Origin of the sequence: Coprococcus sp. LG101-27 (assembly GCF_027695515.1) — a bacterium.
Lineage (GTDB): Bacteria > Bacillota > Clostridia > Lachnospirales > Lachnospiraceae > Allocoprococcus > Allocoprococcus comes.
Genome location: NZ_JAQEUJ010000007.1, coordinates 53,576 through 65,886, shown reverse-complemented (window position 1 = coordinate 65,886; position 12,311 = coordinate 53,576). Strand labels below are relative to the sequence as shown.

Genomic DNA, 12,311 nt, shown 5'->3' with positions numbered 1-12,311 from the left:
TACAGTCTTGGGTATGTGCGTGGAAAGCATGATTCCAAGACGCAAAAATAACCGCCCATCGTCCTGAGAAAACATGAGCGGTTATTTTTAATAACCAAATAATATCAGGCGAACCGTCATCGGTAGCACCTTTTCTATTTATTATACTAGCATCTTTACACTTTTATGTCAATTTTCTTTACAAGATTTCTTTCGCCCTATGGCATGCAACGGAATGTCCTTTGGCTTTCTTCTGCCTCTTTCTCTTCCATTCCGGATTTTTTAAGAGGTTCATTGATAATTTCTATCCTGTATTACTAATAGGTATTCTCTATAATTTTATAGCATTTCAGAATCTGCTCTGTTTTTTAATAGTACATTTAAACAAGACGTGCAAAAAAACGAGGCTCTACATCAATCGTAAAACCTCGTTCCTGTTTTCTACTATTATTTCATTTTCAAAATATTCTTTACGACAACATCATCCGGTCATTCGCAAACTCGCCGCCGCTGACTTCTTCAAACTTCGCCAGCAGATCTGCAACCTTCAGATTCTTCTTCTCTTCTCCTGATACATCGTAGATAATTTTTCCTTCATGCATCATGATCAGGCGGTTGCCGTGCGCGATGGCATCTTTCATATTATGTGTTACCATCATTGCAGTAAGCTGATGCTCCTGAATGATCTTATCAGAGATGGCAAGTACCTTCGCTGCAGTTTTCGGGTCAAGTGCTGCAGTATGCTCGTCCAGAAGTAAAAGTTTTGGCTTCTTAAGAGACGCCATCAAAAGAGTGATCGCCTGTCGCTGTCCACCAGAAAGAAGTCCGACTTTACTGCTCAGACGGTCTTCCAGTCCAAGATCAAGTTCTTTCAGGGCTTCTTTATAGCGCTCCCGCTCTTTTTTCGTAATGCCCCATCCAAGACCTCTGCGCTCGCCACGTCTGGCTGCGATCGCCATATTTTCTTCAATCGACATAGTTGCCGCAGTTCCAGTCATCGGATCCTGGAAAACTCTTCCCAGATAAAGTGCTCTTTTATGCTCTGAAAGCTTTGTAATATCCACTCCGTCAATGATGATCTTTCCTTCGTCTACAGACCACACTCCTGCGATCGCATTCAGTGTGGTGGATTTTCCTGCACCATTTCCACCGATGATAGTCACAAAATCACCCGGATTGAGGTTCAGATTCACTCCGTTAAGTGCGACTTTTTCGTTGATCGTTCCCGGATTAAAGGTTTTATGAATATTCTGGATTTCCAACATATATCCCATTATGCAGTCCTCCGTTTCTTTGTTAAATATTTACCCTTCATGTACGGAACTGCAAGGAAGCATGCAACCACTACCGCTGAGAACAGTTTCATATAATCAGAAGGCATCTTCAGCCACAATACCAGTGCGATTACAATATAGTAAATAATCGCTCCGATAAAGATTGCACCCAGTGTAAATGCAAAGGCTGCTTTTCTGCCTGCACAGAATTTTCCAAAAATAACTTCGCTGATGATAACGGCTGCAAGTCCGATTACAATGGCACCACGTCCCATATTAACATCGGCTGCTCCCTGGTACTGTGCGTAAATCCCACCGGAAAGTCCCACAAGTCCGTTGGAGATCATAAGCGCCAGAACCTTTGTAAAGCCTGTATTGATTCCCTGTGCACTTGCCATCTGCGGGTTACATCCGGTTGCACGGATCGATGCGCCAAGCTCAGTTCCAAAGAACCAGTAAATAATTGCGATCAGGATAAGTGCTGCCACGATCAGCTTTACAAAAAACAGTTCACTTCCTTCGCCGGTCACATAACGAAGCGATGCAACCAATTTATACTGCATAACATTGACTGCCTGATTGGATTTTCCCATGATTCCGAGATTCACCGAGTAAAGTCCGATCTGCGTCAGAATACTGGCCAGAATGCCCGGAATTCCAAAAAACGTATGTAAAATACCTGTCACAAATCCGGCTGCCATACCTGCCAGAAATGCGAAAAGAAGTGCCAGTGCCGGATTCATACCGCCGCGGATCAGCATAACTGCAACTGCTCCACCTGTAGCCAGCGATCCGTCAACCGTCAGATCCGCAAAATCCAGAATGCGGAAGGTGATATAAACGCCAAGCGCCATAATTCCCCAGATGATCCCCTGCGCTACATTTCCCGGAAGGGCGCGCACAAGAGACATCGGATCTAAAGCTGCTAAATACATTGTTCTTGCCTCTTTCTATACTGATTATTCCTCAATTGCTTCGTAATCGTCCGGAACAGTGATTCCGAGTTCGTCACAAATTGTTTTGTTATACATCTTTGTAACATTCGGTGCACTTTCAATATCCATGGTTGAGATATCTTTTCCATTTACAAGGATATCGTAAGCCATTTCACCTGCTCTGTATCCAATGTCATAGTAGCTGATAGAAAGAGTTGCAATACCACAGCCTTCACAGATTCCCTGTTCACCTGCGATTACCGGTACTTTTGCCGGAAGACAGATATTGTTGATAATCTCTGTGTTAGATGCCATTGTATTATCAGTTGGGATGTAAAGTGCGTCGCACTCATCTACTGCACTTGTCACTACAGACTGGATTTCATTAGAATCTGCTGCTGTGTATTCTTTATACTTAATTCCATCTTTTTCAAGTGCTTCCTCAAACTTCTTCGCCTGGTATGCTGAGTTCGGTTCTGCTGAACAGTAAAGGATACCTACTGTTTTTGCATCCGGAAGGAGCTCTTTAAGCATTGCTTCCTGTTCATCGATCGGTGCAAGGTCACAGGTTCCTGAAATGTTCATGCCTGTTGATCCTGTCCAGTCAGAAATATCAAGAGCAGTTGCATAATCTGTAACAGATGTTCCAAGAATCGGGATCGTGCTTGTTGCAGCTGCTGCACACTGAAGAGCAGTTGTTGCATTTGCAAGGATCAAGTCATCATTGTCTGCCACAAAATTGTTTACGATGGTTGCGCAGTTTGCCTGTTCGCCCTGTCCGTTCTGAAGATCGAACTTCACTTTGTCTTTTCCGAATTTTTCTTCACAGGCTTCTTCAAATCCTTTGGTTGCCTCGTCAAGAGCTGCATGCTCAAGCTGCTGGCAGATACCGATCTTATATACCTTGTCTGATGAATCCTTTGAAGAAGATTCTTTGTCTGATGAACTTCCGCCACAGGCAGCAAGTGCCAGTGTCATTGCTGCAGTAAGTGATACTGCTAAAATTTTTCTTGCTTTCATAATAACATACCTCCATCTATGTTCTTTTCGAACAAACTTTTTCCGTTTTGGCTTTATAGCTTTAAACTTTAGCGGTTTAAACTTCAATGGTTTAAAGCTTTGCCGTGATATTGATTATAGCGTTTTTTTGTACTTTAGTCAAGGTATGTTACAAAAAGCTACAGAAATTCTAGCTTTTCCGGTCCATTATCCTGCAAAATAAAATCGCCGCCCCGGTACTGACCGCCGTTGCCGCAATCCCAGGTCCAACAACGGCTGTCGGATTCACGCTTCCGTACTGGCTCCGGTAGGCGATCACCGACACCGGGATCAGCTGCAGTGAAGAAATATTTACGATCAGGAAGGTACACATCTCATTGCTTGCAACGCCTCTTTTTCTTACCGGTCCTGCCGCTTTTCCAAGGCGGCGGTCTTCTTCCAGCTTCTGAAGCTCTTCCATTGCTTCAAGACCTGCCGGAGTTGCCGCCCAGCCAAGTCCGAGGATATTTGCAATGATGTTTGCCGCGATTGGTTTTTCTGCCGGGTGATCTTTTGGCAGTTCTGGAAAGAGGAAATGGATCAGAGGGGAAAGGCAGTCAGCTGCCGTTTTCAGAATGCCGGATTTTTCTGCGATTTCCATGAGTCCGGTCCAAAAGGACATGACGCCCATCATGGTAATACAGAGTGTGACAGCTTCTTTGGAGGAATCTAAGGCGGCGGTGGTGATGTCCGGCATTTTGCCGGAGAAAGCGGCAAAAAGGATGCCAATAAGAATCATTCCCGACCACAGGTAGTTGAGCATTTTTTCTCCTTTCTTGGATGGGGGAAACGTTGGGAAAGGGGACGCCGGGTGGAAAATAAATTGTGTTCAAATTCAAATTGTGCAAACCATTCCGACGAACCTCTTAGAGCGAGAATCGTGTTCAGCAATGGCTTCCACGATTCCTGAGTTTCGTCTCCATTGCACAAAAAATTGAATTTGAACACAATTTATTTTCCGCCCGGCTGACATTCTACAAGTCATACTTTTCCGCCAAACTATAAATGGGGAGTCGAAAAGCCTGCTCTTTGAGATTGCATCTCAAAGTTGCAGGCTTTTGCTGCGATTTCAATACATTTATATGTATGAAATTGCTTCCTTATTCAAGACATTTTTCAGGGTGCTCTTTTTCATATAGTTCTTTCATTTTGTCAATTTCTTCTTGGGTATACTCTTCTACTTCAGTTTTCGTCACTTTCTTAATGTGTTGTTTTTTCAAACGCAAATACACATATTCCCGGAAGAGGGTGTAGAGTACGGACACTAATGGAATGAATATGAGCATTCCTATGATTCCCAGAAGGTTGCCGCCAATGGTGACTGCGGCGAGGACCCAGATGGAGGGAAGCCCTACGGAGCTACCGACTACGTGTGGGTAGATCAGGTTACCTTCGATCTGCTGGAGGATCAGAAATACAAGGATGAAAAGGATTGCCTGTTTCGGGCTCACCATGAAGATCAGGAGGCTGCCAAGTACGCAGCCGATGAAGGCTCCAAAGATTGGGATCAAGGCTGTGAAGGATATGATGATTCCAATCAACAGTGCATACGGCATTTTCAGTATACTTAATGTAATTACAAACATACTTCCGAGGATGACTGCTTCCAGGCACTGTCCGGTAAGGAAGTTTGCGAAGGTACGGTAGGTCAGGGAACAGACTTCAAGAATTACTTCTGCTTTTCGTTTTGGAATAAACGCGAAAAACACTTTTCTCACCTGCACATGCAGTTTTTCTTTCTGGAAAAGAATATAGCAGGCAAAGGAAAAGGCAATAAAAAATGTAGTAACTCCACTGACGATGGAACCAACCGCTGTCATCGTTGTATTCATAAAATTTCCCGCACCATTTCCGAGAATACTCATCCCCCACTGGATTGCCTTATTCGGATTGAACTCCACCTGGTTCACAAGATCCATGATTTCCCGGTTATTGTGTGTAAATTCCCGTACCCAACTCTGCATCTGCGGAATAAATTCTGCAATACTGTTCATCAGACTTCCAATTGTTGCCGTAAGCTGCGGAATCAGACCGAACATGACAAGAACGATCACCCCCACTACCAGTACGATCGTAAGAAGAAGACTGATCGGTCTTGCAAGCTTTTCTGCCGCCTTACTTCCTTTCTCTTTTGTCTTTCCAAATAATTTTTTCTCCAGAAAGCTCATCGGAACATTGATCACAAACGCGATCGCACCGCCAAGAGCGAAGGGAAAAATAATCCCCCATACCGCCTTGATCACGCCAAAAACCACATCAAATTTCCACAATGCAACTACGATCAGCGCTGTAAATACGATCAATTCCCGGATTTTTTTTATAGATAATTTACTAAAATCCACTATTTTCTCCATTCTACTACAACATATTTATGGTTAATCCCCTACAGCCAGTAAGAATTTTCCCATATTGTTACTCAGATAATTTTCCACGTACCCACTTCAGAAGCTGTATGATTGGAAAACAGGCAAATGCATACAGGTAGACAGTCCCAAGCTGTTCAAAGTTCAATGTTTCTACTTTGAACACCTGATGCAGCCCCGGAATTGTAAGTACAGCCGTGATCAGAATTGCGCCCAGTGCAAATGCGCCCTGCATCCATTTATTATTGAAAAACCGTTTGGTAAAAATCACCGGATGATCTGATTTACAGTTATATCCGTGAAACAGCCGTGCAAGACAGAGCGTTCCAAATGCATAAGTACTTCCAAGAAGTGCACCGTCCTGATGATATCCTGTCAGGAAACTGATCATCGTCATTACACCGATCACCAGTCCTTCCAGACCAATCTTTGACAGGAAATCTTTTGTCAGGATCGACTCATCTGCCGGTCTTGGCTTCTCATTCATCACATCACTGGTATGCGGTTCTACTCCCAGTGCAATTGCCGGGAGACTATCAGTCAGCAGGTTGATAAAAAGCAGATGAACCGGTGCAAACGGAACCGGAAGTCCTGCGATCGATGCATATAAAACAGCGAGAATTGCACCGAAGTTTCCCGATAACAGAAACTGGATCGCATACTTGATATTACGGTATAAATTTCGTCCGTTTTCCACTGCTTTTACAATTGTGGCAAAATTATCGTCTGTAAGTACCATCGCCGCTGCATCTTTGGCAACTTCTGTTCCGGTTACTCCCATTGCAACACCTATATCTGCCTGCTTAAGAGCCGGTGCATCGTTGACACCGTCGCCGGTCATCGATACAATATTTCCACGCTCTTGCCATGCACGGACGATCCGGATCTTATGTTCCGGCGAAACCCTTGCATAGACAGAAATCTTCGGGACAAATCCCCGCAACTCCTCGTCACTCATATTTTCAATCTCCGCGCCCTCACAGGCTTCGGATAAATCCTTTAAAATGCCGATCCGTTTTGCGATCGCTGCTGCCGTGATCTTATGGTCTCCCGTGATCATCACCGGACGGATGCCTGCTTTGATACATTCTTCTACTGCAGCTTTTGACTCTTCCCTCGGCGGATCCATCATCGCGATCATTCCGAGAAATACCAGATGGTCCTCATCCTCTGCGGTCAGCAGATGTTCTTCCGGAATCTCCCGGAAGGTAAATGCCAGCACTCGAAGACCTTCCATTGAAAATTCCTGATTCTGGCTCTGAATCTTTTCTTTATCTTCTTTTGTAATCTCCCGTATTCCATTTTCTGTCCAGATCCGGTCTGTCAGATCCAGGAGACGGTCAACCGCACCTTTGACGATCATCCGGTTTTCGCCGTCTATCCGGTGAAGCGTCGACATCATTTTCCGGTCACTGTCAAATGGAATCTCATCTTCTCTTGGATAACTTTCTCTTACTTCTGCAGCTTCCACTCCATAGCGGCTTCCCAGATTGATCAGCGCTGTCTCTGTCGGATCTCCGATTTCCACTCCATTTTCATTGGTAGAATCGTTACATAAAATGCTGCAATCAAGCAGAAATCTCTGTGCCGGATCTGCCATATCAATCTCATCTGCCCGGATTCTTCTGCCTTCTATATAATAATCTTCAACAGTCATCTTATTCTGCGTGAGAGTTCCGGTTTTATCCGAACAGATCACGGAGACACTTCCAAGACCTTCTACCGCCTGCAGTTTTCGAATGATTGCATGCTCCTTGGCCATCTTCTGCGTTCCGAAAGAAAGGACGATTGTTACAATTGAACTTAATGCCTCCGGGATTGCTGCAACCGCAAGTGCTACTGCAAACATAAACGCGCTTCCGATATTTTCTCCACGAAATACACTGATTCCAAATAAGATTCCGCAAAATACCAGGATCAGAACCGAAAGCTTCTTTCCGAACTCTTCCAGATTCACCTGAAGCGGAGTCTGCTTTTCAGAGGTTGATTTCAAAAGTCCGGCAATCTTTCCGACTTCTGTCTGCATACCTACACTTGTCACAACGGCTCTTCCACGTCCGTAAGTAACAAAGCTTCCCGAAAATAACATATTGTTCCGGTCACCAAGCGGCACTTCCTCTTCGATTTCATCCAGGCTTTTCTCAACTGCAAGACTTTCCCCGGTCAGTGCACTTTCATCGATCTTCAGGCTTGCGTTCTCGATCAGTCGTCCGTCTGCCGGAACATAATCCCCGGCTTCCAGAAGGATCACATCTCCAACTACCAGTTCTCTTGCCGGAATCGGTGTCACCGTACCATTCCTGAGAACCTTCGCCTCCGGTCCTGAAAGCTTTTTCAGGCTCTGAAGCGACTGCTCTGCTTTTACCGTCTGCACGGTTCCCAAAATTGCATTCATTGTAATGACGATCACAATAACCGCCGCACTTTCTGCGTCTCCTAAAATTCCTGAAATAATCGCCGATGCAATCAGGATAATCACCAGGAAATCCTTGTACTGCTCCAAAAAAATCTGCAGCACACTTTTTTTCTTTCCCTCCGCAAGCTCATTCCATCCACATTTTTCACGGGACTTTTCCACTTCTTTTATCGTAAGTCCCTCTTCTCTGCTTCCCATCTGTCCAAGCACTTCTTTTACCGATGACTGATAAATTTCTTTCATCCTTTCCGCCTCCTGTTTCTGAGTATTCACATTCCTGAATTTCTTATGCAACGAAGCTCTCTTTCGATAAAAATGTACAAAAAAAGAAACCCTTATTGCACAACAAATAATGCAATAAAAGTCTCACCATTTTCTTGTGGTACCGGATGCTTCCACCGTACTGACGACACCACAAACGCGGATTCCCTTGCGTAGGTTACTCCCCTTTATTAACGTAACTATATACCACGAATAGCCCGATTGTCAAGAAAATTTTAACCGGAGTCTCCAAAATCGGAAACTCCGGCAAATAATTTCACATCTTAGTTCGTAATTGTCTTTTCTGTCTCTTTGTCGAACACATGGATCTTTTCAGCATCGAATGCAAATGTAACAGTGTCGCCTGTTCTTGCTGTTGTTCTAGGATCAACACGGGCTGTCATTGTAGCTCCTTCATAATCAAAGTGGAGGTATACTTCAGCACCAAGCATTTCATATACACGGATCTTAGCCTGAATAACTGTATTCGGTGAAGATGTGATAAACATCTGCTCATCATGTACATCTTCCGGACGGATTCCAAGGACAACAGTCTTTCCTTCATATCCTCCATCGATAAGTTTCTTTGCTTTTGCCGGTGGAAGTTCAATATCAGCCGGTCCAACTTTGAGGACAACTTTGTCACCCTTCTTCTGGCATACAGCATCAAGGAAGTTCATCTGTGGTGATCCGATGAATCCTGCAACAAAGAGGTTGCATGGGGTATCATAAAGTACCTGTGGTGTATCTACCTGCTGAACAACACCTGCGTTCATAACTACGATTCTGGTTCCCAGTGTCATAGCTTCTGTCTGGTCATGTGTTACGTAGATGATTGTTGTACCAAGTCTCTGATGAAGTTTGGAAATCTCGATACGCATCTGTCCACGAAGTTTAGCATCCAGGTTGGAAAGTGGTTCATCCATAAGGAATACCTTCGGGTTACGAACGATTGCACGTCCCATAGCAACACGCTGTCTCTGTCCACCTGAAAGAGCTTTTGGTTTACGGTCAAGCAGTGGTTCAAGGTCAAGGATCTTAGCTGCTTCACGAACCATCTTATCAATCTCCGGTTTCGGAACTTTTCTTAATTTAAGTCCGAATGCCATGTTATCATATACAGTCATATGTGGGTACAGAGCATAGTTCTGGAATACCATCGCGATATCTCTGTCTTTTGGTTCTACATCATTTACCACTTTGTCACCGATCTTAAGTTCACCGCTTGTGATCTCTTCCAGACCTGCAACCATACGAAGTGTAGTAGATTTACCACATCCAGATGGTCCTACAAAAATGATAAATTCTTTATCTTCAATTTCAAGGTTGAAATCTTTAACTGCTTCAAATCCGTTCGGATATGTTTTGTTAATATGCTTTAATGATAAGCTTGCCATTTATTTTTCCTCCTAAATCTTTGTGCGATTCTTACACACGCTGTCGCTGTTCTTGTTTCTGAAATAAAGTATATCTTTTTTTACATCGTCGGTCTATGACCGGGTTGAACAAAGATTTTTCAAGAAGGTGTACAAATTGACGAAAGCCTTACAGCAGTTCTTTATAAATGTCCCTCTTTCCGACTCCGCGGTCTTTTGCCACCTTTTTCATGGCTTCTTTCTTATCGATTCCCTGGTTCATATAGTAATCCATATGCTCCTGAACCGTCATTTCTTCCCATTTTGCGCGCTCCTCCTGTAAAATGCTCTCCCGGCTCTTCCCCTCGATCACAAGCACACACTCCCCCTTCGGATCGTTGCTCTCGTAATAAGAAACCGCTTCCGCAAACGTGGTGCGAAATGCAGTCTCATGCTTTTTTGTAAGTTCCCGGCACACAGTCAGATGTCTGTCCCCGCCAAGAACTTCTCCAAGCTCTCTCAAGGTTCTCACCAGACGGTGCGGTGCTTCGTAAACGATCATCGTTCTTGTCTCATCTACAAGCTCACCCAGGACTGCCTGTCTTTCCTTTTTGTCCGTTGGAAGAAATGCTTCAAATGCAAATCTTCTGGTGGAAAGCCCGGAAAGTGTCAGTGCCGTAATACAGGCAGCGGCTCCCGGAAGGGAAGTGACCGTAATTCCGGCTTCATAGCACATTTTCACCAGTTCCTCACCCGGATCTGAGATTCCCGGTGTGCCGGCATCGGTGATCAGTGCAATATTTGTCCCTGCAAGAAGTTTCTCCACCAGAGCATGTCCTTTGTCTATCTTATTATATTCATGATAACTGGTCATCGGTGTTTTGATCTCAAAATGGTTCAGCAGTTTAATACTGTTCCTGGTATCTTCCGCTGCAATCAGGTCAACCTCTTTCAGCGTCCGGATCACCCGGAACGTCATATCCTCCAGATTGCCGATCGGCGTTGCGCACAAATATAATGTTCCTGCCATAGTTACTCCTTTCCAGTCCCTGTCATTCCGTAATGTTCCAGGATTTCCCGTGTATAACTGCCATCTTTCTCATAAACGATCAGCGGCGGCTCCACGGTCATCCGCGATTTCGCGCCACGGATTCCCTCGATCAAAACCATGTTTGGCTCCTTATCCACATATGGATACACCAAGCGCATCCGCTTCGGCTCCAGCTTCGCCTCGCACATTGCCGGCAGGATCTCGGCAAGCCGGAACGGTCTGTGTACCATGTAAAATCTGCCTCCGGCTTTTAAAGTCCGCGCACTTTCCCGGATAATATCATCCAATGTACAAAGGACTTCATGCCTTGCGATCGCCTTGGCACTCTCCGGATTGGCAAACCCATGCCCACCGATCATATACGGCGGATTCGTTGTGATCACATCCATGGAACCGTGTCCAAATATCTGTGACGCTTCTTTGATATCTCCCGTCACAATGTCGATCTGCTCCTCAAGCTGGTTGTGCCAGACGCTCCGGCGCGCCATATCTGCGCTCTCTTCCTGGATCTCCAGCCCTGTAAAATGCTTTCCTTTTGTCTTTGCGGCCAAAAGAATCGGGAGAATTCCCGTTCCTGTTCCAAGATCAAGAACGCATTCTCCCGCTTTTACTTTGGCAAAGGCACTTAAAAGCACTGCATCCATTCCGAAGCAGAACCGCCCCGGGCTCTGGATGATCTCATAGCCTTTTATCTGTAAATCATCGAGCCGTTCTCCCGGCTTAAGATTATTTGTCATCTAACTTTGACGCTCCTTCACCTTTCTCCAGAGCTGCAAGCTCTTTCATTTCCTGTTTGGAAAGTTTCACATCCTTTTTCCGGCGGCGCGGTTTGAACTTCAGGTCAGCTGCCGGATATTCACGGATTTCTTTCTCATCATTGTCCAGAGTTACAATAACCCTGACAAGCTGACGCAGTACGCTTAATGACTGTACTTCACCTTTCAGGCCTTCCGGAGTTGTCACTGACTCACCTACAGACGGAAGATTATTGTTGAGTTCCTCGTATGTCTCTTCCTCATTTGTCAGGCAGCACATCAGTCTGCCACATACACCTGAAATCTTAGTCGGGTTCAGCGACAGATTCTGTTCTTTTGCCATCTTGATCGAAACCGGTGCAAACTCAGACAGATAGGTGTGGCAGCAAAGCTCTCGTCCACAGATCCCGATTCCTCCGCGGATCTTCGTCTCGTCTCTTACACCGATCTGGCGAAGTTCAATCCTGGTACGGAATACCGCTGCCAGATCCTTTACCAGTTCACGAAAATCAATTCTCCCGTCTGCGGTAAAGTAAAACAGCACTTTATTGTTGTCAAAGGTATATTCTGCATCGATCAGCTTCATCTCCAGCTCATGCTTGTGGATCTTTTCCAGACAAATCTGAAATGCTTCTTTTTCTTTTTTGCGATTCTTTTCTTCTACACGGCGGTCATCCTCTGTCGCCAGGCGGATCACTGTCTTAAGAGGCTGGGTGATCTCTTCATCCTTCACTTCCTTCGGTCCCATCACAACGTTACCGAATTCTACTCCTCTCGCAGTCTCTACAATTACCTGATCGCCACGCTTCACCTCAAATTTGCCCGGTGAGAAAAAATAGATCTTTCCTGCAGTCCGAAAACGGACTCCAATTACTTTTGTCATT

10 protein-coding genes are annotated in these 12,311 nt (G+C 44.9%); all 10 read right to left on the bottom strand.

Annotated features, from left to right (window positions below; all coding sequences use genetic code 11):
* Positions 1-449 precede the first annotated feature (449 nt).
* The 10 genes from PG766_RS07280 to PG766_RS07235 all read right to left on the bottom strand — a co-directional run bounded on the left by PG766_RS07280 (position 450) and on the right by PG766_RS07235 (position 12,310).
* Positions 450-1,244 carry an ABC transporter ATP-binding protein gene (locus tag PG766_RS07280; RefSeq protein ID WP_172679847.1) on the bottom strand — a complete coding sequence of 265 codons (795 nt, stop codon included), beginning with the start codon at positions 1,242-1,244 and terminating at the stop codon, positions 450-452.
* Positions 1,245-1,252: 8 nt separating this feature from the next.
* Positions 1,253-2,188, bottom strand: coding sequence for an ABC transporter permease (locus tag PG766_RS07275; RefSeq protein WP_055155726.1), 936 nt, complete (start codon positions 2,186-2,188; stop codon positions 1,253-1,255).
* 24 nt (positions 2,189-2,212) lie between these two features.
* Positions 2,213-3,208: an ABC transporter substrate-binding protein gene (locus PG766_RS07270; protein ID WP_055155725.1), complete on the bottom strand. Its 996-nt coding sequence runs from the start codon at positions 3,206-3,208 to the stop codon at positions 2,213-2,215.
* Positions 3,209-3,377: 169 nt separating this feature from the next.
* Positions 3,378-3,989, bottom strand: a complete 612-nt coding sequence (locus tag PG766_RS07265) for a nucleoside recognition protein (protein WP_118199135.1) — start codon at positions 3,987-3,989, stop codon at positions 3,378-3,380.
* A gap of 337 nt (positions 3,990-4,326) precedes the next feature.
* Entirely contained in the window at positions 4,327-5,568 is a 1,242-nt protein-coding gene (locus PG766_RS07260) for an AI-2E family transporter (protein WP_243014468.1), read from the bottom strand.
* A gap of 70 nt (positions 5,569-5,638) precedes the next feature.
* Positions 5,639-8,248 (bottom strand): cation-translocating P-type ATPase, encoded by a 2,610-nt coding sequence (locus PG766_RS07255; RefSeq protein ID WP_118199134.1) that lies wholly within the window; start codon positions 8,246-8,248, stop codon positions 5,639-5,641.
* 302 nt (positions 8,249-8,550) lie between these two features.
* The gene (locus PG766_RS07250) at positions 8,551-9,663 is read right to left on the bottom strand and encodes an ABC transporter ATP-binding protein (RefSeq protein WP_117824646.1); all 1,113 of its coding nucleotides are present in this window, start codon (positions 9,661-9,663) and stop codon (positions 8,551-8,553) included.
* Between the two features lie 148 nt (positions 9,664-9,811).
* The gene (rsmI, locus tag PG766_RS07245) at positions 9,812-10,651 is read right to left on the bottom strand and encodes a 16S rRNA (cytidine(1402)-2'-O)-methyltransferase (RefSeq protein WP_117558727.1); all 840 of its coding nucleotides are present in this window, start codon (positions 10,649-10,651) and stop codon (positions 9,812-9,814) included.
* A gap of 2 nt (positions 10,652-10,653) precedes the next feature.
* Positions 10,654-11,409: a tRNA1(Val) (adenine(37)-N6)-methyltransferase gene (locus tag PG766_RS07240; protein ID WP_118199133.1), complete on the bottom strand. Its 756-nt coding sequence runs from the start codon at positions 11,407-11,409 to the stop codon at positions 10,654-10,656.
* Positions 11,399-12,310, bottom strand: a complete 912-nt coding sequence (locus PG766_RS07235) for a PSP1 domain-containing protein (RefSeq protein ID WP_117558723.1) — start codon at positions 12,308-12,310, stop codon at positions 11,399-11,401. The genes PG766_RS07240 and PG766_RS07235 overlap by 11 nt, the downstream gene beginning before the upstream one ends.
* Position 12,311: the final 1 nt, after the last annotated feature.